The 22,448-nt window shown below is 75.0% G+C and carries 21 protein-coding genes; 12 read left to right on the top strand and 9 right to left on the bottom strand.

Going from position 1 to position 22,448, the window contains the following annotated elements; translation table 11 throughout:
• Positions 1-76 precede the first annotated feature (76 nt).
• Both KOV94_RS16490 and KOV94_RS16485 read right to left on the bottom strand, forming a co-directional pair.
• Entirely contained in the window at positions 77-670 is a 594-nt protein-coding gene (locus tag KOV94_RS16490) for a GDSL-type esterase/lipase family protein (protein ID WP_218052644.1), read from the bottom strand.
• Between the two features lie 192 nt (positions 671-862).
• Positions 863-1,036: a hypothetical protein gene (locus KOV94_RS16485; RefSeq protein ID WP_160142930.1), complete on the bottom strand. Its 174-nt coding sequence runs from the start codon at positions 1,034-1,036 to the stop codon at positions 863-865.
• A 94-nt stretch (positions 1,037-1,130) separates the two neighbouring features.
• Between KOV94_RS16485 and KOV94_RS16480 the strand changes: the two genes are divergently transcribed.
• Positions 1,131-2,087, top strand: a complete 957-nt coding sequence (locus tag KOV94_RS16480) for a GlxA family transcriptional regulator (protein WP_124344119.1) — start codon at positions 1,131-1,133, stop codon at positions 2,085-2,087.
• A gap of 87 nt (positions 2,088-2,174) precedes the next feature.
• Here the strand turns inward: KOV94_RS16480 and KOV94_RS16475 are convergent, their stop codons facing one another.
• The 5 genes from KOV94_RS16475 to KOV94_RS16455 form a co-directional block, all read right to left on the bottom strand.
• Positions 2,175-5,945 carry a multifunctional oxoglutarate decarboxylase/oxoglutarate dehydrogenase thiamine pyrophosphate-binding subunit/dihydrolipoyllysine-residue succinyltransferase subunit gene (locus KOV94_RS16475; protein ID WP_218052643.1) on the bottom strand — a complete coding sequence of 1,257 codons (3,771 nt, stop codon included), beginning with the start codon at positions 5,943-5,945 and terminating at the stop codon, positions 2,175-2,177.
• A 263-nt stretch (positions 5,946-6,208) separates the two neighbouring features.
• Positions 6,209-7,021 carry an ABC transporter permease gene (locus tag KOV94_RS16470; RefSeq protein WP_218052642.1) on the bottom strand — a complete coding sequence of 271 codons (813 nt, stop codon included), beginning with the start codon at positions 7,019-7,021 and terminating at the stop codon, positions 6,209-6,211.
• A complete protein-coding gene (locus KOV94_RS16465; RefSeq protein WP_218052641.1) occupies positions 7,021-7,977 on the bottom strand; it encodes an ABC transporter ATP-binding protein in 957 nt (318 codons plus the stop codon). The genes KOV94_RS16470 and KOV94_RS16465 overlap by 1 nt, the downstream gene beginning before the upstream one ends.
• A 40-nt stretch (positions 7,978-8,017) precedes the next feature.
• Positions 8,018-9,106, bottom strand: coding sequence for a HAMP domain-containing sensor histidine kinase (locus KOV94_RS16460; protein ID WP_218052640.1), 1,089 nt, complete (start codon positions 9,104-9,106; stop codon positions 8,018-8,020).
• Positions 9,103-9,876: a response regulator transcription factor gene (locus KOV94_RS16455; protein ID WP_124343713.1), complete on the bottom strand. Its 774-nt coding sequence runs from the start codon at positions 9,874-9,876 to the stop codon at positions 9,103-9,105. The genes KOV94_RS16460 and KOV94_RS16455 overlap by 4 nt, the downstream gene beginning before the upstream one ends.
• A 269-nt stretch (positions 9,877-10,145) precedes the next feature.
• Here KOV94_RS16455 and KOV94_RS16450 point away from each other — a divergent pair, with 269 nt between their 5' ends.
• Entirely contained in the window at positions 10,146-11,471 is a 1,326-nt protein-coding gene (locus KOV94_RS16450) for a hemolysin family protein (RefSeq protein WP_124343712.1), read from the top strand.
• Complete coding sequence (locus tag KOV94_RS16445) at positions 11,468-12,511, top strand: hemolysin family protein (RefSeq protein WP_124343711.1); 1,044 nt, start codon at positions 11,468-11,470, stop codon at positions 12,509-12,511. The genes KOV94_RS16450 and KOV94_RS16445 overlap by 4 nt, the downstream gene beginning before the upstream one ends.
• Positions 12,512-12,970: 459 nt before the next feature.
• On the opposite strand, the gene KOV94_RS16440 is transcribed toward KOV94_RS16445, so the two are convergent.
• Positions 12,971-13,516: a hypothetical protein gene (locus KOV94_RS16440; protein WP_218052639.1), complete on the bottom strand. Its 546-nt coding sequence runs from the start codon at positions 13,514-13,516 to the stop codon at positions 12,971-12,973.
• Between KOV94_RS16440 and KOV94_RS16435 the strand changes: the two genes are divergently transcribed.
• Positions 13,515-14,387: a M15 family metallopeptidase gene (locus tag KOV94_RS16435; RefSeq protein ID WP_218052638.1), complete on the top strand. Its 873-nt coding sequence runs from the start codon at positions 13,515-13,517 to the stop codon at positions 14,385-14,387. The genes KOV94_RS16440 and KOV94_RS16435 overlap by 2 nt on opposite strands.
• A 239-nt stretch (positions 14,388-14,626) precedes the next feature.
• Here the strand turns inward: KOV94_RS16435 and KOV94_RS16430 are convergent, their stop codons facing one another.
• Complete coding sequence (locus KOV94_RS16430) at positions 14,627-15,562, bottom strand: aldose 1-epimerase family protein (RefSeq protein ID WP_308160611.1); 936 nt, start codon at positions 15,560-15,562, stop codon at positions 14,627-14,629.
• Positions 15,563-15,741: 179 nt separating this feature from the next.
• Here KOV94_RS16430 and KOV94_RS16425 point away from each other — a divergent pair, with 179 nt between their 5' ends.
• The 8 genes from KOV94_RS16425 to KOV94_RS16390 all read left to right on the top strand — a co-directional run.
• Entirely contained in the window at positions 15,742-16,500 is a 759-nt protein-coding gene (locus KOV94_RS16425) for an SDR family oxidoreductase (protein WP_124344196.1), read from the top strand.
• Positions 16,501-16,504: 4 nt separating this feature from the next.
• On the top strand, positions 16,505-17,092 hold the full coding sequence (locus KOV94_RS16420; protein WP_124344195.1) for a TetR/AcrR family transcriptional regulator: 588 nt from the start codon (positions 16,505-16,507) through the stop codon (positions 17,090-17,092).
• A gap of 3 nt (positions 17,093-17,095) precedes the next feature.
• Entirely contained in the window at positions 17,096-18,073 is a 978-nt protein-coding gene (locus tag KOV94_RS16415; RefSeq protein WP_124344194.1) for an NADPH:quinone oxidoreductase family protein, read from the top strand.
• A gap of 68 nt (positions 18,074-18,141) precedes the next feature.
• Positions 18,142-18,873: an SDR family NAD(P)-dependent oxidoreductase gene (locus tag KOV94_RS16410; RefSeq protein ID WP_218052636.1), complete on the top strand. Its 732-nt coding sequence runs from the start codon at positions 18,142-18,144 to the stop codon at positions 18,871-18,873.
• 114 nt (positions 18,874-18,987) lie between these two features.
• Positions 18,988-19,827, top strand: coding sequence for an ABC transporter ATP-binding protein (locus KOV94_RS16405; RefSeq protein WP_308160610.1), 840 nt, complete (start codon positions 18,988-18,990; stop codon positions 19,825-19,827).
• Entirely contained in the window at positions 19,824-20,540 is a 717-nt protein-coding gene (locus tag KOV94_RS16400; protein ID WP_218052635.1) for an ABC transporter ATP-binding protein, read from the top strand. The genes KOV94_RS16405 and KOV94_RS16400 overlap by 4 nt, the downstream gene beginning before the upstream one ends.
• Positions 20,541-21,413, top strand: coding sequence for a branched-chain amino acid ABC transporter permease (locus KOV94_RS16395; protein WP_218052634.1), 873 nt, complete (start codon positions 20,541-20,543; stop codon positions 21,411-21,413).
• A partial coding sequence (locus tag KOV94_RS16390; protein WP_218052633.1) for an ABC transporter permease subunit occupies positions 21,410-22,448 on the top strand: 1,039 nt, incomplete at its 3' end. The genes KOV94_RS16395 and KOV94_RS16390, both read left to right, overlap by 4 nt.

Raw genomic sequence — 22,448 nt, 5'->3', positions numbered from 1 at the left:
GCCCGGCCCCGTCGAGGGGTGCGGGCGTCGTCGTGCGCGGAGCGGATGTCGCGCGTGAGGCGCGCCGGAAGGGGCGTCAGGCCGCGTCGTCCGGCAGCCCGAGCCAGGCGTGCCAGCCCGTGTGCAGGACGAGCCAGGCGATGAGGCCGTACCCGGCCTGACCGGGGAGCACGCCGTTGCCCGCGGCGAGGTCGCCCAGCCACTGGTCGTGGGCCGCGAGCGGCGTGAACGTGTCGACGTACGGCACGCGGCGGCGGGTCGCGACGTCGGCGAACGCGGCCGACAGGTCGGCCAGCTTCTCGGCGTCCGCCGTCGAGCCCGGGGGAGGGCCGACGACGAACGCGGGGATCCGGCGCTGCTCGGCGACGTCGAGGATGTTGGCGAGGTTGAGCCGGGAGCGCGCGAGCGACAGGCCCGCGTCGACGTCGGCGCGGCCGAGCGCCACGACGAGGCGGTTGTCGGCGTCGGCGGAGACCCGGCGGCCGACCTCGTCCTCCCAGCGGGCGCCGAGCCCGGACGTCGTCTCGCCCGGGACGGCGAGCGTGAGGGCGGTCAGCGGCTCCGGGGTGGGGGTGCGGGCGACGACGCGACCGACCCAGCCGAGCCCCTTCGGGTCGCCGACGCCGGCGGCCAGCTCGTCACCGACCACCGCCAGCCGCAGCTCGCCCACCGTGCCCTCGCCTTCGCCGTCGTGCGGCGCCTGCGGCACCGTCCCGCGGACAGTCTCTCAGGGCGGGGGCGCCGGACGCGGCTCATCGGTGGGCCTGTCGCCCGACGGGGTGGGGGGTGGTCGACGGTCGCGGGGCGGCGACCCCGGCGGTGGACCGGCGTCGCCGCCCCACGGGTGGCTGCGGGTGCGGCGTCAGCCGGCGACGCGGAACGGCTCGGACGGGAGGTCCGAGGTTGCGTCGGACCAGTCGGCGTGCGACGACGGCGGCGGCGTGGTGCCGAGACCGTCCCCGCGGACGGCCAGGACGAGGCGGGTGACCCACCAGGCCGCGGCGGCGAGTGCGACGAGGATCCAGAAAGTGGTCATGGCAGAAATTCTCCGACCATCGAAGTCGCGCCACGAGTGGCAGAACTGACGATGACCGTTGAGTTTCCGCCACTGCTGTGGGGATACTGGCGGCATGCTCCGTTCCGTCGCCGCGATCGTCCTGCCGAACACGGCCCCCTTCGAGCTCGGCGTCACCTGCGAGGTGTTCGGGATCGACCGCACCGACACCGGCGGCCCGCGCTTCGACTTCACGGTGTGCGCCCCGGAGCCCGGTCTCGTCACCACCAAGGCCGGCTTCTCCCTGCTCGTCGAGCACGGGCTCGAGGCCGCCGACGACGTCGACCTCGTCGTGATGACCGCGTACGGCGAGCCGACGCAGGTCCCCGACGCGGTCCTCGACACCCTGCGCCGCGCCCACGACCGGGGTGCCTGGGTCATGAGCATCTGCAGCGGCGCGTTCGCGCTCGGCGAGGCCGGGCTGCTCGACGGGCGACGCTGCACGACGCACTGGATGTACACCACCGAGCTCGCGCGCCGGTACCCCTCCGCGGTCATCGACCCCGCGGTGCTGTACGTCGACGACGACCGCGTCATCACGAGCGCGGGGACCGCCGCCGGCATCGACGCCGCGCTCCACCTCGTGCGCCGCGAGCTCGGTGCCGCGATGGCCTCCGCCGTCGCGCGCCGCATGGTCGTGCCCCCGCACCGGGACGGGGGCCAGGCGCAGTACGTCGACACGCCGCTGCCGTGCGACGCCGACACGCTCGCCCCGCTGCTCGCGTGGATGGTCGAGAACCTCGACCAGGACCTCACCGTCCCTGACCTCGCCGCGCGCGCGTTCGTCTCCGAGCGGACCTTCGCGCGCCGCTTCAAGTCGGAGACCGGCACGACGCCCGCCGCCTGGATCACCCGCCAGCGGCTCGTGCGCGCGCAGGAGATGCTCGAGCGCTCCGACGCGACCGTCGAGGAGATCGCCCGCCTCTGCGGCTTCGGCACCGCGGCCGTGCTGCGGCACCACTTCGCACGCACCCTCGGCACGAGCCCGCAGGCCTACCGCCGCACGTTCAGCGTCGAGGTCCCGGTCGGCTGACGCCCGCGCTGCCGGCGCGCCACCGACGACGAACCCCCCGGCACCTTCCGACGAAGGGCCGAGGGGTTCGTGTCGTCCGCGGGGACGTCAGCGCGCGTACGCCTGCTCGAGGAGCCGGGCCTGCTGCGCCTGGTGCTGCTTGGCGGACCCGGCGGCCGGCGACGCCGACTCCGGGCGGGACACGACCCGCAGCTCGCGGCCGATGAGCTGCGGCAGGTGCGTCGACAGGTACGTCCACGGGCCCTGGTTGCGCGGCTCGTCCTGGACCCACACGAGCTCGGCGTCGCCGTAGGGCGCGAGCGCCTCGCGGACGGCGTCCTCGTCGAGCGGGTAGAGCTGCTCGAACCGCACGATCGCGGTGTGCTCGTCGCCGGTCTTGACACGCTCCGCCAGGAGGTCCCAGTAGACCTTGCCCGAGCACAGCACCACGCGGTTCACCTGGCCGGCCTTGGCCGCGGCGAGGTCGTCGCCGATGACCGGGCGGAACGTGCCGGTCGTGAAGTCCTCGACCGCGGACGACGCGGCCTTGAGCCGCAGCATCGACTTCGGCGTGAAGACCACGAGCGGCTTGCGCGGCCGGTGGTACGCCTGCCGGCGCAGCAGGTGGAAGTGCGACGCGGGCGTCGACGGCTGCGCGATGACCATGTTGTCCTCGGCGGCCATCTGGAGGAACCGCTCGATGCGCGCCGACGAGTGGTCCGGTCCCTGGCCCTCGTAGCCGTGCGGCAGCAGCAGCACGACGGACGAGCGCTGGCCCCACTTCTGCTCGGCGGAGGAGATGAACTCGTCGATGACGGTCTGCGCGCCGTTGACGAAGTCGCCGAACTGCGCCTCCCACAGCACGAGCGCGTCGGGGCGCTCGACCGAGTAGCCGTACTCGAACCCGAGGGCCGCGTACTCCGACAGCGAGGAGTCGTAGACCCAGAACTTCGCCTGGTCCGCGGACAGGTAGAGCAGCGGCGTCCACTCGGCGCCGGTCTCGCGGTCGTGGAACACGGCGTGCCGCTGCACGAACGTGCCGCGACGCGAGTCCTGGCCCGCGAGGCGCACGGGCGTGCCCTCGACGAGCAGCGAGCCGAACGCGAGCAGCTCGCCGAAGCCCCAGTCGATGCCGCCGTCGCGCGACATCTGCTCGCGCTTGTTGAGCAGCTGCTGCAGCTTCGGGTGGACGGTGAAGCCCTCCGGCGGGCGCACGTGCGCCTTGCCGATGCGCTCGAGCGTGCCCCGGTCGACCGCGGTCTTCCAGCCGACCATGATGCCGGCGTCCTCGAGCTGCGACTCCGGGCGCTCGAGGCCCGCGACGGCCTCGGCCTCGGCGGGCGGCGGCGTCCAGCCGTCCTCGCGCGTCTCCGCGAACACGCGCTCGAGCTGCTGCTGGTAGTCCTGCAGCGCCTGCTCGGCCTCGGTCAGCGAGATGTCGCCGCGCGCGACGAGCGTCTCGGTGTAGATCTTGCGGACCGAGCGCTTGGCCTCGATGAGGTTGTACATGAGCGGCTGCGTCATCGACGGGTCGTCGCCCTCGTTGTGACCGCGGCGGCGGTAGCACAGCATGTCGATGACGACGTCGCGGTCGAACTGCTCGCGGTACTCGAACGCGAGCTCGGCGACGCGGACGCACGCCTCGGGGTCGTCGCCGTTCACGTGGAACACCGGGACCTGGAGGCCCTTGACCACGTCGGTCGCGTACTGCGACGAGCGCGACGACGACGGGCCCGTCGTGAAGCCGACCTGGTTGTTGATGATGACGTGGATCGTGCCGCCCGTGCGGTACCCGCGCAGCTGCGCCAGGTTGAGCGTCTCGAAGACCACGCCCTGGCCCGCGAACGCCGCGTCGCCGTGCACGAGGATCGGCAGGACGGAGAAGCCGTCGCCGCCCAGGTCGATGCGGTCCTGCTTGGCGCGCACGATGCCCTCGAGGACCGGGTCGACGGCCTCGAGGTGCGACGGGTTCGCGGCGAGGTAGACCTGGGTGGTCGCGCCCGACTCGGCCGTGAAGGTGCCCTCGGTGCCGAGGTGGTACTTCACGTCGCCCGAGCCCTGGACCGACTTCGGGTCCTGGTTGCCCTCGAACTCGCTGAAGATCTGCGCGTACGACTTGCCGGCGATGTTCGCGAGCACGTTGAGCCGGCCGCGGTGCGCCATGCCGATGCCGACCTCGTCGAGGCCCGCGTTCGCGGCCTTCGACAGGATCGCGTCGAGCAGCGCGATGACGGACTCGCCGCCCTCGAGCGAGAAGCGCTTCTGGCCGACGTACTTGGTCTGCAGGAACGTCTCGAACGCCTCGGCGGCGTTGAGGCGACGCAGGATGCGCAGCTGGTCCTCGCGCGGCGTGCGGGCGTAGCCGGACTCCAGGCGCTCCTGCAGCCAGCGGCGCTGGCGCGGGTCCTGCAGGTGCATGTACTCGACGCCGACGCTGCGGCAGTACGAGTCGCGCAGCAGGCCGAGCACGTCGCGCAGGCGCGCGCGGGGCTTGCCGGTGAACCCGCCCGTCGGGAACGTGCGGTCGAGGTCCCACAGCGTGAGGCCGTGGTTCTGCACGTCGAGGTCGGGGTGCTTGCGCTGGCGGTAGGCGAGCGGGTCGGTGTCCGCCATGAGGTGCCCGCGGGAGCGGTAGGCGTGCACGAGCTCGCCGATGCGGGCGGGCTTCATGGCCTCGTCGTCGGGGTCGTTCGACGTGTCGCGGACCCAGCGCACGGGCTCGTACGGGACGCGCAGCGCCGCGAACACGCGGTCGTAGAAGCCGTCCTCGCCGAGCAGCTTGAGGCCGAGGATGCGCAGGAAGTCGCCCGACTGCGCGCCCTGGATGATCCGGTGGTCGTAGGTGCTCGTGAGCGTGAGGACCTTCGAGACGCCCATCGCGTTGAGGCGGTCCTCGGACGTGCCCGCGAACTCGGCGGGGTAGTCCATCGCGCCGACGCCGATGATCGTGCCCTGACCCTGCATGAGGCGCGGGACCGAGTGGACCGTGCCGATCGTGCCCGGGTTGGTGAGCGAGATCGTCGTGCCCGCGAAGTCGTCGACCGCGAGCTTGTTGCCGCGCGCCCGGCGCACGACGTCCTCGTAGGCGTTCCAGAACTGCGCGAAGTCGAGCGTGTCCGCCTTCTTGATCGACGGCACGAGGAGCTGGCGGGTGCCGTCGGGCTTCGCGAGGTCGATCGCGATGCCGAGCGCGACGTGCGCGGGCTGCAGGACGCCGGGCTTGCCGTCGACGAGCGTGTACGCCGCGTTCATGGCCGGCATGTCGGCGAGCGCCTCGACGAGCGCGTAGCCGATGAGGTGCGTGAACGACACCTTCCCGCCGCGGCCGCGGGCGAGGTGGTTGTTGATGACGATGCGGTTGTCGACCATGAGCTTGGCCGGCACGGCGCGCACCGACGTCGCGGTCGGGACCTCGAGGGAGGCCTCCATGTTGGTCACGACGCGCGCCGCCGGGCCGCGGAGCTTCTGCACGTCGTCGCCCGACTCGGCGGCCTCGATGCGCGTCGGGCGCTGCGCGACCTGCGCGTAGGGCGCGGTCGCCGGCTGCGCGGTCGCGATCGGCGACGTGATGGCGGGCGGCTCGGTCGTCCCGGTGGGTGCGGGCGCCGCGGGGGCGCTCACCGCCGGCGGGGCTGCGGGGGCCGGGGACGGCGGGGGCGTCTGCGGGGCGGGGGCCGACGGGGCGGCCGCCGGGGCCGGCGACCCGTTGGACCCGCTCGGGGTCTCGGTCTCGCCGGGCTTGTAGCCCTCGAAGAAGTCCCACCACGCGGGGTCCACCGCGTTCCGGTCCTGCTTGAACTGCTCGTACAGCTCGTCCACGAGCCACTCGTTCGCGCCGAAGTCGGCACGGGTCGAGTCAGGCTCCGCCTTCTGGGTCACGCTGGGATCGCCCACTTCCGCTGCGGTTCGTGACCGCGTCGTCGCCGGATCTGTTGATGACAACATTACGGCCTGTCGGGGCTTCGGCCCGGCCGGGGGACGGGGTGGCGGACGATCTGCCGACCGTCTTCACCTGGTCGGCACACGAGGGTCAACGGCGGGCAACGCCGCCGTCGGTGCGGGCTCAAGCCGAGGTCGCCGCGAGACCTGCGGAGGTCATGGCTTGGCCCGCTCCCGACAGCATGCGAGACGAGCGGATCCCGTCAGGTGATATCGCGGCGGAACGTCGTGAACCGGCCGATCGCCGCGAAGAGCAGCGCGTACCCGGTCAGGACGGCGGCACCCTGGAGCGGGCTGAGCAGCTGGGTCGCCCCCATCTCGGCGTACAGGCTCCCGCCGGACAGCGCCTCGGCCGCGGCCCCGGGGAAGAACCGCGCGATGCCGTCGCCCCACGACGTGGCGGCGAGGCCGAACCGCAGCAGCGGCTCGAGGAACTGCGTGAACGCGAGGATCACGACGATGGCCGCGACCTGGTTGGTCAGGACGCTGCCGAACCCGACCCCGACGACGGCCCACAGGGCCAGCGCCACCGCGGACAGCGCGAGCACCCGCCACGTCGACGCGAGGTCGAGGTACGTCGGCTGGCCCGCGAGCGAGACGACGAGCGCCCCGGCGCCCGCGACGGTCGCCGTGCCGACGACGCCGAAGACGAGCCCGAGCACCGCGCCGGCGAGCAGCTTGGCGCCCAGCACGACGCTGCGTCGCGGCTCGGCGAGCAGGGTCGGTGTGATCGTCTGGTGCCGGAACTCCGTGGTGACGGCGAGGGTGCCCACGACGAGCGGGAACGTGTAGCCGAGCGTGACGGCGATCGTGTAGACGGTGCGGACGATCGCGTCGGGCGGCAGGGGACCGCCGCCCTCGCCGCCCGGGACGGTGCCCATGTCGCCGCCCTGCGTGACGACGAACGCCATGATCGGGGCGATGAACGCCATGTAGCCGACCATCGCGAGCAGCAGGACCCACCACAGGCGGGTCGTGACGAGCTTGCGGTACTCGGTCCTCAGTGCCGCGCCCATCAGGCCGCCACCTCCGGGTGCGTCGGGGCGGCCGGCGTCGCGACCATGTCGAGGAACAGTCCTTCCAGCCCGGGGTTCCGCGTGCTCAGCTCGTGCAGCTCGAGCCCCGCCGCGAACGCCGCGGCGCCGACGGTCGCGGCGTCGACGTCGACGAGGTCCACGGCGTGCCCGGTCGTGTCCGGGTCACCCGCACGGGTCCAGCCGCCGCGCGCCAGCAGCGCGGTGAGGCCGGCCGCGTCGGGGGAGACGACGCGCACCTGCGGGCGCGCGAGCCGGACCAGGTCGTCGAGCGGCGACGCGTGCACGAGGCGGCCGCGCGCGATGATCACGACGTCGTCGACGGTCTGCTCGACCTCCGACAGGACGTGGCTCGAGACGAGGACCGTGCGCCCCTCGGCGGCCAGGGCGCGCAGGAACACGCGGAGCCAGCGGATGCCCTCGGGGTCGAGGCCGTTCGCCGGCTCGTCGAGCAGCAGGACGGGCGGGTCGCCGAGCAGCGTGGTGGCGAGCGCGAGCCGCTGGCGCATGCCGAGCGAGAACCCGCCGACGCGGCGGTCCGCCGCGCCGCCGAGCCCGACGAGGTCGAGGACCTCGCTCGCGCGTGCGTCGGGCACGCCGACCTGCGGCGCGTACGTGCGCAGGTGGTCGAGCGCGGTGCGGCCGGGGTGGAAGCTCGACGCCTCCAGGGCGGCGCCCACGGAGCGCAGCGGGCGGGGAAGGCGGTGGTACGGGCGGCCGCCGATGGTGGCGGTGCCCGAGGTCGGGCGGACGAGCCCGAGCAGCATGCGCAGCGTCGTCGTCTTGCCGGCGCCGTTCGGGCCGAGGAACCCGGTCACGCGGCCGGGGTGCACCTCGAAGGTCAGGTCGTCGACCGCCCGGACGGGTCCGAAGGTCTTCGACAGGTGGGAGACCGCGATGACGCGGTCGTGGCTCGGCAAGGGCTTCGTCGTGGCCATGCCGTGACCCTACTGTTCTAACGCGACTAGAACAATGGGGTCAGGCGGTGCGCGCCCGCGGCGTCGCCGGACGGCCCGGGAGCGTCACGCGCATCGTGCAGCCCGGACCCTCGTCCGCGACCTCGATCCGGCCGCCGTGCAGGTCGACCGCCCAGCGCACGATCGCCAGCCCCAGCCCGGTGCCGCCCGTCGAGCCCTGCCCGGTGATCGCCGGGGTGTTGCCGCGCACGAACCGCTCGAACACGTGCGCCCGCTGCTCCGGCGCGATGCCCGGACCGTGGTCCACGACGTCGATCCGGACGTCCGTGCCGACGCGCGACGCGACCAGCAGCACCTCGTCGTCCGGCGGGGAGTGCCGGACCGCGTTGTGCAGCAGGTTCGCGACCACCTGGTGCAGCCGCTCGGGGTCCGCCTGGACCGACAGGTCCTCGGGCTCGACGTGCACCGGGAAACGCAGCCGCTTGGTCGACCCCACGAGCGCCGCGCCGTCCGCGGCCTCGTGCAGGAAGTCGTCGAGCCGGACCTCCTCGATCTGCAGCGGCACGTCGCCCGCCTCGAGGCGGGACAGGTCGAGCAGGTACGTGACGAGCCGCCCCAGGCGCTCCGTCTGCGCGAGCGCCGCCTGCATCGTCACCGGGTCGGGCTCGCTCACGCCGTCGACGATGTTCTCGAGCTGCGCCTGCAGCGCCGTCACCGGGGTGCGCAGCTCGTGCGCGACGTTCGCGACGAGCTCGCGCCGGAACGTGTCCGCCTGCTCGAGGTCGTCCGACATCGTGTTGAACGCCTCGGCGAGCTGGCCGACCTCGTCGTTGCTCGTCGCCTGCACCCGCTGGCTGTAGTCGCCGTCGGCCATCCGGCCCGCTGCGTGCGTCATCTCCCGCAGCGGCGACGTCATGCCGCGCGCGAGCAGCTGCGTCACGACGAGCGACAGCGCGATCGCGATCGGCAGCGTGCGGCTCGGACCCAGGTGGAACTGCGACAGGCCGACCCACGTGATGAACGACGCCAGCGCGACCGACGCCGCGACGAGCACGCCGAGCTTGATCTTGATCGAGCGGAACCGGTCCAGCGGGCGGACGTCCGGCAACCGTGACCTCCCCTCGCCGCGCACGTGACGCGGCGCGCTCACGACCCCTCGGACCTCGCCGCCGAGCCCTCGTCCGCGGGCTCGAACGCGTAGCCGACGCCGTGCACCGTGCGGATGAGGTCCGCGCCGAGCTTGCGGCGCAGCGCCTTCACGTGGGAGTCGACCGTGCGCGTGCCGCTCGCGTCGACCCAGTCCCACACCTCCGCGAGCAGCCGCTCGCGCGTGAGCACCGTGCGCGACGAGTTCGCGAGCGCGACGAGCAGGTCGAACTCCGTGGGCGTGAGGTGGACCTCCTGGTCGCCGCGCTGCACGCGGCGCTGCGCGCGGTCGATCGACACGTCGCCGATGACGAGCGGCGGGTCGGGCGTCGTCGCGACCGCGATCTCCGCGGCACGCGCGGCGCGCTCCTGACGGCGCAGCAGCGCCTTCGTGCGGGCGACGAGCTCGCGCATCGAGAACGGCTTCGTCATGTAGTCGTCGGCGCCGACGCCCAGGCCGACGAGCATGTCCGTCTCGTCGTCGCGCGCGGTGAGCATGAGGACCGGCACCGGGCGCTCGGCCTGGATCTGGCGGCACACCTCGAGGCCGTCGATGCCCGGCAGCATGATGTCGAGGACGACGACGTCGGGGCGCACCCGCGTCGCGGCGGCGACGCCCGACGGGCCGTCCGCGGCGGCCTCGACGCGCCACCCCTCGGCGGAGAAGCGGTGCGCGATCGCCTGCGCGATGGCCGGCTCGTCCTCGACCACGAGGACGGTCGTCGCGGCACCTCCGGACGGCGCGGGCGGCTGCGCACCGCTGCTGTTCGTCATGAGGTCAGCGTGGCACAGCCACCCCTCCCGCACCCGGAACCTCGGCGGGGGAGGCGGGGGGAAGACGTGTCGGACCGGTGCAGGACCGACCCCCGTGCGCACCCGGCGCGGCGGCGGACCGGACCGTAGGATGTCGCCACCATGAGCGGCTCAAGTAGCTGCCGGCGACCCCAGCGGGCCGACCAGCCCGGTGGCGACGGCGCCGGCCTCCCCGTCCCCTCCCGCCCGCACGTCGACCCCTCGCCCGTCGCACCCCCGGGCGGTGACCCGTGCTGACCGAGTGGCTCCTCGTGGGCCTCGGCGTCCTCCTCACGCTCGGCACCGCGGTGTTCGTCGCCGCCGAGTTCTCGCTCGTCACGCTCGACCCGGGCGTCGTCGACAAGCAGACCGCACCCGACGACCGGCGCGGGCAGTCCGTCGTCAAGGCGCTGCGGCGGCTGTCGACCGAGCTGTCCGGCGCGCAGGTCGGCATCACGATCACCACGATCCTGCTCGGCTACACGACGCAGCCCGCGGTCGTCCGCCTGCTCGGCGGGCCGCTCGAGTCGTCGCCGCTCGGCCGGGTCATCGGCGGCGCGCTCGCGGGCCTGCTCGCGATCGTGCTGGTCAACGGCTTCTCGATGGTCGTCGGCGAGCTCATCCCGAAGAACTTCGCGATCAGCCGCCCGCTCGGGACCGCGCGCGCCGTCGCCCCGCTCCAGCGCGGGTTCACCACGACCCTGCGGCCGCTCATCTCGCTGTTCAACGGCAGCGCGAACGCGATCCTGCGGCGCGTGGGCGTCGAGCCGCGCGAGGAGCTCGCCGGCGGACGGTCGCCGCAGGAGCTCGCCGCGCTCGTCCGGCGGTCCGCCGAGGTCGGGACGCTCGACGAGTCGACCGCGACGCTGCTCATCAACTCCGTCGAGTTCTCCGAGCTCACGGCCGTCGACGTCATGACCGACCGCGGGCGGCTCGTGCTCGTGCGACGCGACGAGGACTCGGCCGCCGACGTCATCGCGCTCGCGCGCACGAGCGGGCACTCCCGGTTCCTCGTCATCGGCGACTCCGCCGACGACGTCGTGGGCCTCGTGCACCTGCGTCGCGCCGTCGCCGTGCCCTACGAGAAGCGCGCCGAGGTCCCCGCCGCGGCGCTCATGGTCGACGTGCCGCGCGTCCCCGAGACCGTGCACCTCGGACCCCTGCTCGTCGAGCTGCGGCAGGGCGGGCAGCTCGCGGTCGTCGTCGACGAGTACGGCGGCACCTCGGGCGTCGTCACGCTCGAGGACGTCGTCGAGGAGCTCGTCGGGGACGTCGCCGACGAGCACGACCGGCGACGGCAGTCCGCCGCGCAGTCCGCCGACGGCTCCTGGGTGCTCGCGGGGGTGCTGCGTCCCGACGAGCTCGCCGAGGTCACCGGCCTGCGGGTGCCCGAGGACGGCCCCTACGAGACGCTCGGCGGCCTGCTCATGTACGTGCTCGGCCGGATCCCCGAGCAGGGCGACGAGATCGTCGTCGACCGCGTCCGCCTCGTCGTCGAGCGCATGGCCGGCCGCCGCGTCGAGCGCGTCCGGGTCCAGGCCGTCGCGACCGGCGAGGACGAGGAGGGCGACGCGTGAGCAGCAACCTCGCCCTCCTGGTCGGCGCGCTCCTGCTCGCCGGCAACGCCTTCTTCGTCGGCGCCGAGTTCGCGATCATCTCCGCGCGACGCAGCCAGGTCGAGCCGCTCGCGGAGGCCGGCGACCGCCGCGCGCGCACGGTGCTGTGGGCGATGGAGCACGTCTCGCTCATGCTCGCGTGCGCGCAGCTCGGCATCACCGTGTGCTCGACGAGCCTCGGCGTCGTCGCCGAGCCCGCGCTCGCGCACCTCATCGAGGACCCGCTGCACGCGCTGGGCGTGAGCGAGGACCTCACGCACCCCATCGCGTTCGTGCTGGCCCTGGCGATCGTCGTCTACCTGCACGTCGTGCTCGGCGAGATGGTGCCGAAGAACCTCGCGGTCGCCGGACCCGAGCGCGCCGTGCTGATGTTCGGCCCGCCGCTCGTCTGGATCGCCCGCATGGTCCGGCCCGTCATCGCCGCGCTCAACTGGCTCGCCAACCACGCGCTGCGGCTGGCCGGGGTCGAGCCGAAGGACGAGGTGTCGTCGGCGTTCACCGCGCAGGAGGTCCACTCGATCGTCGAGCGGTCGCAGGCCGAGGGGCTTCTCGAGGACGAGCAGGGCCTGCTCGCGGGCGCGCTCGAGTTCTCGGACCGGACCGCGGGCGACGTCATGGTGCCCGTCGACTCCCTCGTCACCGTGGGTCCCGGGGGGACGCCCGAGGAGGTCGAGCGGCTCGTCGCGCGCACCGGGTACAGCCGGTTCCCCGTGCTCGACGACGACGGCCACCCCGCGGGCTACCTGCACCTCAAGGACGTGCTCTACGCCGACGCGGACGCCCGCCAGGTGCCGGTGCCGACGTGGCGCGTGCGCGCGCTCGCGGTCGTCGCGCCGGGGGACGAGGTCGAGGACGCGCTCGCCGCGATGCAGCGGTCCGGGGCGCACCTCGCGCGCGTCGACGACGACGGTCGGACGGTCGGCGTCGTCTTCCTCGAGGACATCCTCGAGGAGCTCGTCGGCGAGGTCCGTGACGCCATGCAGCGCGGCCAGGCGTTCTGATCCGACCCGGACGCCGGTCCGGGTCGGATGCGACGCTGACCTGTGGGTCCGGTCACCCGGTGGCCCAGATCCGCCCGATGTGCACCGCGTGTCGCCGTGCGCAGGCCCTGGACGGCTGTCCAGGGGGCTTGGAAGCGCGACCGCGACCCGTTATGGTTTCGTGACCGCGGTCGCCGGAGCCGCCCCGAGAGGGACGCCTCCCCGGCCGCGGACGTCCGCCAGCGTGGACCGAGCGAGTGGAGGTGTCGTGGGGCCCGAGCACAACGAGGCGACCCCCCGGCCGACCCGTCGCAGCCTCCGTGAGGCCGAGCGTCGCGCCGCCGAGCAGACGTCCACCGCCGTGCTCACGCCCCCGGGCGTCCCCGTGACCTCCGCCCCGCAGCCCGCCGGACCTGCGCTCCCGTCGTGGAGCCAGCCGCGGCCCGACGGCGGGTCCGCCCAGCCGGCCCCGCGCTCGACCTACGGGGTCGCCGCGACCGCACGGACCTCTCCCGCGTCCGGCGCCTCCCGCACGACGCTGCCCGCGCCGGGCTCGCGCACGACGCTCCCCGCGCCCGGTCCGCGCACGACGGTGCCCGCGCCCGGCTCGCGTACGACGGTGCCCGCGCCCGGTACGCGCACGACGATGCCCGCACCTGGCTCGCGCACCACGCCGCCCGCACCCGGTTCCCGCGTGACGGCGCCCGCGCCACGGACGGCCACGCCGGCGACCGGTGCCGGAGCGCGCGCCGCGTCGCCGCGGGTCCCCGCGAACCCCGGCCCGTCCTGGACCGCGTCCGCGCCCACGACCTCGGCACCCTCCCCGCGGCCCTTCTCGCCCGCCGCCGCGCCGCAGGCGCCCGTCGCCCGGCCGGACGTCGTGGCCGAGGAGCGCGCGCCGCACGCGACCGAGCCCGGCGCGACCGCCGCCCACCCGCGCCCCGCGCCCGCACCGGCGTGGTCGGCGCTCGCCTCCACCGCGTCGTCCGCTCCCGCCGCCCGGTCCGCCGTCGAGACGACCGTCATGGCACCGCTGCCGCTCGACGACGAGCCCGAGCCCGCCGCCCCCTGGGCCTCGGCGCGCGCGGCCGTCGCCACGGAGACCGAGGCCGACGTCGAGCGACCGACCCGCTCGCGCACCGCGACGGTCCGCCCGACCGACCGCCACCCGGCCCGGATGCCGCGCCTCGCGGTCCGCCTCGGTGTCCTCGGTGCGCTCGCCGGCGTCACCGTCGTCATCCCGACCGTCAGCCAGGGTGCGCTCGAGGGGGTCGGCGTGCCGGGCTCCGACTCGCGCGCGGCCGAGGAGTCCCTGCCCGACACCGTCTCGGCGCTCACCGCGTCGTCGCTGTCGATCCTCCCGCCGTCGTCCCTCGTCTCGGCCGACGGCGCGCTCGCCGCCCGTGAGGCCGCGGGCACGAGCCGCACCGAGATCCGCTCCGCGCTCCCCGGCTGCGACGGCACCGACCGGCCCGCGGGGGAGAACGGCCTGCTCCGGACGGCCGACCTGTGCACCCTGTGGGACGGGCACACGCAGCTCCGCGCGGACGCGGCCGTCTCGCTCGCCGAGTTCAACCAGGCGTTCGTCGCGCGGTTCGGCGGCGACCTGTGCCTCAGCTCCGGCTACCGCTCGCTCGCGCAGCAGCGCGTCGTGAAGGCGCAGAAGGGCGGCCTCGCCGCCGCCCCCGGCAAGAGCAACCACGGCTGGGGCCTCGCCGTCGACCTCTGCCAGACGCAGACGTCGGGCGCCAAGTGGGCGTGGATCCTCGACAACGGGCCCGCGTTCGGCTGGGAGAACCCGGCCTGGGCGAAGCGCGGCGGCAGCGGGCCGTTCGAGCCGTGGCACTGGGAGTACGCCAAGGGCGTCCAGGAGGACGGCGAGTACTACGGCCGCTGACCGGCCGACCACCGCGCCCGGCTCACCCCGCCGCATCCGCTAGTCCTCGCATCCGCTGGTCCGCGCGTGCGCTGATCCTCGCGTGCGCTGAACCTCGCGCGCCCCGTCGGCGCCGCTCGGCCCCCGCGCCTCGCGCGCCTCGTCGGCGCCGCTCGGCCCCCCGCGACTCGGTGCGCCTCGCCTCGGACATGACGAGGGCGCCCAGGCGGGAGCCCGGACGCCCTCGACGGCGGCTGCGGTCAGAGCAGGCGCAGACCCCATGCGACCCGGTGGCTCGCCCCCGGCTCGAGCCGGACCAGGTCCGTGCCCGTGCGGAACGCGTCGGCGACGCACGTCATCGGCTCGGCTGCGACGCCGCGGCGGTCGAGGCGCGGGATGCCGTCGCCCGTGCACACCTGCCACGCGACGAAGCTCTCGTCGGCCCACATCGCGACCGTCCGGCCGTCGGGGCGTCCCAGGCGGATCCAGGACAGGCCCGCGTCGTCGCGCGTGACGCCGACCCACGCGTCGTCGAGCTCCACACCGCGCAGCGGGACGGCGGTGCGCAGGTCGAACGTGCCGCTCACCGGCTCGGCGCCGGTCGGGAGCAGCCGGTCGTCCACGGTGACGTGCACGTCGGCGTCGACCTGCAGGGTGCACTCGTCGACGGTCGCGTCGCCCGGGGAGAGCCACGGGTGGAAGCCGATGCCGTAGGGGGCGGTGGTCTCGTCGACGTTGGCCGCGGTCACCTCGATGCGCAGGCCCTCGTCGTCGAGCGTGTAGGCGACCGCGAGGTGCACGGACCACGGGTAGCCCGGCGTCGGGACGATCGTGTGCTCGAGGACGAGCCGGTCGTCGGTGTGCTCGCTCGCGGTGAACGCGACGTACGCGACGAGGCCGTGCAGCGCGGTCCGGCGTGCGTGCTCCGTGACGGGCACCTCGTAGTCGGTGCCGTCGAACGCGTACTCGCCGTCCGTGAGCCGGTTGGGCCAGGGGGCGAGGACCGCGCCCGAGTACGCGGGGGCCGACTCGGTCTCGGCGAACGGCAGGACGACGTCGACGCCGCCGACGGTGTACTCGCGCAGGCTCGCGCCGACGGCGGCGACCACCACGCGGGCGTCGCCGCGGGTGAGGGTGTGCTGGGTGCCCGTGGGCAGCGCGCGCGCGGGCCGGTGGGGGGCGGTGCTCGTGTTCACGCTCACACGGTAGTGGTCGGCGGGCCGGGTGCTGCGCGTCCTGGCCGCGCGCGCATCGCTCCGGGGCCGGGTCGTGTACTGTCGCGACATACCGAACGGTCGGTTTCGCGCTCGCCCGCGCATCGACAGCCTGCGTGGCGGTCGCACGGGCGTCCGGCAGGCCGCGGCGAGAGGACGTGATGAACAGGTTCGACGGCAGGGTCGCCCTGGTGACGGGTGCGAGCCGGGGCATCGGGCTCGCGGTCGCGCAGCGGCTCGCGGACGAGGGGGCGCGCGTCGTCCTCACCGGCCGGCGCGCCGAGACGCTCGACGAGGCCGTCGCCGCGATCGGGCCCGACCGTGCCGTCGGCGTCGCCGGCAAGGTCGACGACCCCGAGCACCGGGCCGCCGCGGTCGCCACGGCCGTCGACCGGTTCGGCCGGCTCGACCACCTCGTCAACAACGCCGGCATCAACCCGGTCTACGGTCCGCTGCTCGACATCGAGCGGGCTGCCGTCGACAAGATCCTCGCGGTCAACGTCGTCGCCGCCCTCGAGTGGACGCGGGACGCCGTCGCGGCCGGGCTCGGCGCGCACGAGGGTGCGTCGGTCGTGTGCACGGGGTCGGCCGCGGGGCTGACGTCGAGCCCCGGCATCGCGCTGTACGGCGTCTCCAAGGCCGCGCTGCTCAACCTCACCGCGCAGCTCGCGGTCGAGCTCGCGCCGCGCGTGCGCGTCAACGCGGTGGCGCCCGCCGTGGTCCGCACGCAGCTGGCCCGCCGCCTCTACGAGGACGACGAGACGGCCGTCGCGGCGCGGTACCCGCTCGGGCGGATCGGGGAGCCCGAGGACGTCGCCGGACCCGTCGCGTTCCTGCTGTCCGGTGACGCCGCCTGGGTGACGGGGCAGACGCTCGTGCTCGACGGTGGCGTCAGCGTGCGCCCGTGGGGGGAAGGATGACCGCATGAAGCAGACCAGCGTGGCCGACGACGTCCTGCGGGCCGCACTCGGGCTGTTCGCGGCCCAGGGGTACGCGAACACCTCCGTGCAGCAGGTCGTCGACGCGGCGGGCGTCACCAAGGGCGCCATGTACCACTACTTCCAGTCGAAGGACGACCTGCTCTTCGCCGTCTACGACCGGATGCTCACGCTCCAGACCGACCACCTCGAGGCGATCGCGGCGCGCGACGAGCCCGCCGACGTCCTCCTGCGGGAGGCGTGCGTCGACGTCATCGAGACGTCGATCGACTTCCTGCTCGAGGGCACCGTCTTCTTCCGCAGCGTGCACATGCTGTCGCAGCCGCGTCAGCAGGAGGTCACGCGACGCCGCCGCGCGTACCACGACACGTTCGCGGCGCTGCTGGAGAAGGGCCAGGCCGAGGGGTACTACCGCACGGACGTGCCGCGCGGCGTGATCGTCGCGCACTTCTTCGCCGACGTGCACTACCTGCCGACGTGGTTCTCGTCCGACGGGCCGGAGACCAAGGAGCAGGTCGCCGCGCAGCTCACCGACCTGTTCCTCGCGGGCATCGCCGCCCGTCCGGAGGGCTGAGCCGTGCGCGCGTGGCACGTGGAGCGGTACGGCGAGCCCGTCGACGTGCTGCGCCTCGCGGAGGTGCCCGACCCGGCCACGGGGCCCGGGCAGGTGCTCGTGGGCGTCCGCGCGGTCGCGGTGAACTTCCCCGACGTCCTGCTCGCGCGCGGGCAGTACCAGGAGCGGCCGCCGCTGCCGTTCGTGCCCGGCATCGAGCTGTGCGGGGACGTGCTCGCGGTCGGCGACGGCGTCGAGCACGTGGCCGTCGGCGACCGCGTCGTCGGGTCGCGGATCGGGGTGCTCGCCGAGCGCGCGGTGCTCGACGCGCACGAGGTGTGGCCCGCCCCCGCCGGGCTGTCCGACGAGCAGGCCGCCGGGTTCGTCATCGCGTACCAGACGGCGTGGTTCGCGCTGCACCGGCGGGCGGGCCTGCGGCGCGGCGAGAGCGTGCTCGTCACCGCCGCCGCGGGCGGTGTCGGGACCGCCACCGTGCAGCTCGCCGCCGCTGCCGGGGCGCGGGTCGTGGGTGTCGTCGGGTCGGAGGCGAAGGCTGCCGCGGCCCGTGACGCCGGCGCGCACGTGGTCGTGGACCGGTCCGCGCAGGACGTCGCCGCCGCCGTGCGGGACGCCACCGGCGGGGCGGGCGTCGACGTGGTCGTCGACCCGGTCGGCGGTGACGCGTACGAGGCGGCGACGCGGTGCGTCGCGTTCGAGGGGCGCATCGTGGTCGTCGGCTTCGCGGGCGGCACGATCCAGGACGCCCGCGCGGGCCATGCCCTCGTGAAGAACTACGGCGTCCTCGGGCTGCACTGGGCGCTCTACGCGCGGCGGCGACCGGACCTCGTCCGGCTCGCGCACCGGGCGCTCACGGGCCTCGTCGAGCAGGGTGCGGTGCGCCCCGTCGTGAGCGACGTCGTGCCGTTCGAGCGGGCGCCCGAGGCGGTCGCGCGGCTCGCGGGCGGCGGGACGACCGGGCGGCTCGTCGTGCGCGTCGCCTGACCCGGGACAGCCGGGCCCGGCGCTCCTGCCGCGTCCCGGGACCACGCCGACGACCTCCGGAGGTCCGCATGGCACGGCTCGACGGATCGGTGGCGCTCGTCAGCGGCGGCGCACGCGGGCTCGGCGCGGCGTACGTGCGCGCGCTGCACGCAGCGGGGGCGGCCGTCGTCGTGGGCGACGTGCTGGTCGACGAGGCCGAGCGGCTCGCGGCCGAGCTCGGGCCGGGCGCGCTCGCGGTGCCGCTCGACGTGACGTCGGAGGAGTCGTGGGCCGCGGCGGTCGGGGCGGCGGCGGCGCTCGGTGTCGTCGACGTGCTCGTCAACAACGCAGGGATCGCGAACGCGGGGCGGCTCGAGCGGTACGGCAAGGACCAGTGGGACGCCGTGATCGCGGTCAACCTCACGGGCACGTTCCTCGGTGCGCGGGCGGTGGTGCCGGGCATGCGGGCTGCCGGGCGCGGCTCGATCGTCAACATCTCGTCGGTCGAGGGCATGCGGGGCGACGCGGGGCTGCACGGGTACGTGGCGTCGAAGTTCGGCGTGCGCGGCCTGACGAAGTCGCTCGCGGTCGAGCTCGGCCCCGCGGGGATCCGTGTGAACTCGGTGCACCCGGGGTTCGTGGTGACGCCCATGACCGAACGTCTCGACGCGTCGCGCCAGCGCATCCCGCTCGGGCGCACGGCGACGCCCGAGGACGTCGTGGGGGCGGTGCTCTTCCTCGCGTCGGCGGACTCCGCGTACGTGACCGGGACCGAGCTGGTGGTGGACGGCGGCATGATCGCCGGCGTGCCGCACGCCTGACCCGTGAGGCTGACGCCCGCAGGGCACCCTGCGCGGTGGGGGGCATACCGGCTGGTCGGTTTCTGTTGTAGCCTCGGCGCATCGCGTCACGACGAGGTGCACGAGAGGTCGACCGTGAGTCTGCGCAGCCCGACAGCCGGACCGCCCATCGAGGGGGCGGCGCCGACCGGGCCGCGCCTCGTCGTCCGGGGTCTCACCGTCCGCTTCGGCGGGCTCACCGCGGTCGAGGACGTCGACCTCGACGTGTCCGACGGCGAGGTCGTCGCCCTCATCGGCCCCAACGGCGCAGGCAAGACCACGGTCTTCAACGCCGTCTGCGGGCTCGTGCGACCCGCGCGCGGGACGGTCACCTTCGAGGGGCGCCCGCTGGGCCCCACCGCAGGTCTCGCGCGCCGCGGCGTCGCCCGCACGCTCCAGGGCCTCGGGCTGTTCCCCGGCCTGAGCGTGCGGGAGAACGTCGCCGTCGGCGTGCCGGGCGGCGGGGTCGACGCCGCCGCGCGCGCCGACGCGCAGCTCGCGGACCTCGGGCTCGCGGCGCGCGCGTCGCAGCCCGTCGGCTCGTTGCCGTACGCCGAGCGCGCCGCCGTCGCGCTCGCCCGCGCGCTCGTCGCCCGTCCCCGCCTGCTGCTGCTCGACGAGCCGGCCGGCGGGCTCGGTCACGAGGACATCGCCGTGCTCGGCGCCGTCGTCCGGCGCGTCGCCGCCGACGGCACCGCGGTGCTGCTCGTCGAGCACCACGTCGACTTCGTCATGGGCGTGAGCGACCGGGTCGTCGTGCTCGACTTCGGGCACGTCATCGCGACCGGCGCGCCCGAGGACGTCCGGCGCGACCCGCGTGTCGAGGAGGCGTACCTCGGCATCGCCGCCGACACCGCCCCACACACAGGTCGGGACCTGCGGGCACCCGGCGCGACGGGCGGCCTCGGGAGCGCGACCGGGGGAGGAGGCCGATGACCCCCGCGCTCGCCGTGCACGGCCTCACGACGGGGTACGGCGGCGCGCCCGTGCTCCACGACGTCACGCTCGAGGTCCGGCCGGGGGCGCTCGTCGCGCTCGTCGGTGCCAACGGCGCGGGCAAGACCACGCTGCTCCGGGCCGCCTCGGGGCTGCTGCCGCTCGCGGCCGGCGCGGTCGCGCTCGCGGGCGACGACCTGCAGTGCGTCGGCGTCGAGGACCGCGCCCGACGCGGGCTCGCGCACGTCCCCGAGGGCCGGGGCGTGGTCGTCGAGCTCACGGTCGACGAGAACCTGCAGCTCGGCGGGCTCACGGCGCACCGCTCAGCAGGCGCCCGTCGTGCGGCGGTCGAGGAGGTGTACGGGCTGTTCCCGTCGCTCGACCGACGACGTGCCGCCCTCGGGCACCAGCTCTCGGGCGGGGAGCGGCAGATGCTCGCGATCGGCCGCGCGCTCGTCGCGCGACCGCGGGTGCTGCTGCTCGACGAGCCGTCGCTCGGCCTCGCGCCGCAGGTCGTCGCGCAGATCATGGCGCTCCTGCGGGCCCGCTGCGACGACGGGCTCGCCGTCCTGCTGGCCGAGCAGAACGTCGCCGCCGCGCTCTCCGTCGCCGATCGTGGCGTCGTGCTCGACCTGGGGCGCGTCGTCGCGTCCCGACCCGCCCGGGACCTCGCGCACGACGAGGCCCTCCGACACGCCTACCTGGGGTTCTGAGTGGACCGGTTCGTCTTCCTCGTCGGCGGCGGTGTCGCGCGCGGCACGGTGCTCGCGCTCTTCGCGCTGTCGCTCGTGCTCATCTGGCGGGCCGCGCGCCTCGTCAACTTCGCGGCCGGGGCGATGGCCGTCGTCGCCGCGTACGTCGCGGTCGGGGTCGCGCAGGCCACCGGCGGGTGGTGGTGGGGCGCGCTCGCCGGGGTCGTCGCGGGCGGGCTGCTCGGCGCCGCGGTCGAACGCGGGCTCATGCGGTACGCGACGACGCCGCTGGGCGGCGTGATCCTCGCGATCGGGCTCGTCATGGTCCTGCAGTCCGCGCTCGGGATCGTCGCCGGGCCGCAGCACGTCCCCGTCGCGCCGCCCGTGAGCGACCAGCCGTGGTCCGTCGGCGGGGTGCCCCTCGGGTCGCCCTACGACGTGCTCGTCGTCGCCGTGGCGCTCGGGCTCATGCTCGGCCTGCGGCTGCTGTTCACCCGCACCACGCTCGGCCTGCAGCTGCGCGCGTCCGCCTTCGCGCCCGAGGTCTCCCGGTTGCTCGGCGTGCGCGTCGCGCGCATGCGGACGGTCGCCTGGGCGCTCGCGTCGGCGGTCGCCGCGCTCGCGGCGCTGCTGCTGCTGCCCACCGAGCTCGGTCTCGACCCGCACGCGACCGACGTGCTGTTCGTCCTCGCGTTCACCGTCGCCGTCGTGGGCGGGCTCGACTCCCCGGGCGGCGCGCTCGTCGGGGGGACCGGCGTCGGCGTCCTCATGAGCCTCGTCACCGGGTACCTCGGGGCGGGCGTCACGCCGATCGCGGTGCTCGCGCTGCTCGTCGTCGTGCTCCTGGTCCGGCCGCAGGGTCTGGTCGCCGGGGTGGAGGCGAGGCGCGCATGAGCCTGCTGCCCGCCGCCGGCCCGCCGCGCGTCGTCGTCGTCGCCCTGCTCGGCACGCTCGCCGGCGTCGCCGGGACGTCCCTGCTCGACCCGTACCGCAACTACCAGCTCGCGCTCGTCGCGGCCTACCTGTGCGCGACCGCCGGGCTCACCGTGCTCGTCGGGCTGTCCGGGCAGCTCTCGCTCGGCCACTCCGCGCTCATGGCCGCGGGCGGGTACGGGTATGCGCTCACCGCGTCCGCGCTGGCCGACGCGCCGGGCGTCGTGCGCGTCCTCGCCGGGCTCGTCGGGGCCGTCGCGCTGTCCGGGGCGGTCGGGCTGCTCCTCGGGCTCGCCGGTGCGCGCCTGCACGGCCCGTACCTCGCGGGCCTCACGCTCACGCTCGTCGTCGCGCTGCCCGCCGTCGCGTCCACCGTCCCGGGCCTCGGCGGTGACCAGGGGGTGCGCGCGCCGCTCGAGCGCGTACCCGACGCGCTGGACCGGGTCACCGCCCTCGAGCAGTGGCACGCGTGGCTCGCGATCGCCGTCGCCGCCGCCGTCGTCGGCGCGCTGCACGTGCTCGCGCGCGGCCGGACCGGGCTGCGGATGCGCGCCGTCCGCGACGACGCGACCGCCGCGGCCCTCGCCGGGATCGCGCCCGGCCGCACCAAGGTGCTCGCGTTCGTCGTCGCGTCCGCCGCCGCCGGGCTCGGAGGCGCCGTCCTCGTGCTCGTCACGCAGTCCGTCACGCCCGGCGGGTACGGGCTCGCGACGTCGCTCCTGCTGCTCGTCGCGGTCGTCGTGGGCGGGCTCGGCTCGCTCGCCGGTGCTGCGGTCGGCGCGGTGCTCGTCGTCCTGCTGCCGTGGCTCGTCGCGACGCTCGTCGACGCCTTGCCCGTACCCGACGACCTCGCGCAGCGGCTCGACGGCAACCTCGCGCTGCTCGCGTTCGGCCTCGCGCTCGTCGTCCTCATGGCCGCCGCCCCCGCCGGCGTCGTCGGGTCGTGGCGCACCGCGCGCGCCCGCCGCGTCGCCGCCCGCCGCGCGGCCGGCGCCG

It is taken from the genome of Cellulomonas algicola (genome assembly GCF_019024305.1).
GTDB lineage: Bacteria > Actinomycetota > Actinomycetes > Actinomycetales > Cellulomonadaceae > Cellulomonas > Cellulomonas algicola.
The sequence above is the reverse complement of the archived record's forward strand: the minus strand, read 5'-3'. Positions and strand labels throughout refer to the sequence as shown.

What these genes read in the sequence shown, in the direction of transcription:
- KOV94_RS16485 (WP_160142930.1), bottom strand. Translation starts at nt 1,036, where the DNA reads ATGACCACTTTCTGGATCCTCGTCGCACTCGCCGCCGCGGCCTGGTGG.
- KOV94_RS16480 (WP_124344119.1), top strand. Translation starts at nt 1,131, where the DNA reads ATGCTCCGTTCCGTCGCCGCGATCGTCCTGCCGAACACGGCCCCCTTC.
- KOV94_RS16470 (WP_218052642.1), bottom strand. Translation starts at nt 7,021, where the DNA reads ATGGGCGCGGCACTGAGGACCGAGTACCGCAAGCTCGTCACGACCCGC.
- KOV94_RS16465 (WP_218052641.1), bottom strand. Translation starts at nt 7,977, where the DNA reads ATGGCCACGACGAAGCCCTTGCCGAGCCACGACCGCGTCATCGCGGTC.
- KOV94_RS16455 (WP_124343713.1), bottom strand. Translation starts at nt 9,876, where the DNA reads ATGACGAACAGCAGCGGTGCGCAGCCGCCCGCGCCGTCCGGAGGTGCC.
- KOV94_RS16435 (WP_218052638.1), top strand. Translation starts at nt 13,515, where the DNA reads ATGGCACCGCTGCCGCTCGACGACGAGCCCGAGCCCGCCGCCCCCTGG.
- KOV94_RS16440 (WP_218052639.1), bottom strand. Translation starts at nt 13,516, where the DNA reads ATGACGGTCGTCTCGACGGCGGACCGGGCGGCGGGAGCGGACGACGCG.
- KOV94_RS16425 (WP_124344196.1), top strand. Translation starts at nt 15,742, where the DNA reads ATGAACAGGTTCGACGGCAGGGTCGCCCTGGTGACGGGTGCGAGCCGG.
- KOV94_RS16420 (WP_124344195.1), top strand. Translation starts at nt 16,505, where the DNA reads ATGAAGCAGACCAGCGTGGCCGACGACGTCCTGCGGGCCGCACTCGGG.
- KOV94_RS16410 (WP_218052636.1), top strand. Translation starts at nt 18,142, where the DNA reads ATGGCACGGCTCGACGGATCGGTGGCGCTCGTCAGCGGCGGCGCACGC.
- KOV94_RS16400 (WP_218052635.1), top strand. Translation starts at nt 19,824, where the DNA reads ATGACCCCCGCGCTCGCCGTGCACGGCCTCACGACGGGGTACGGCGGC.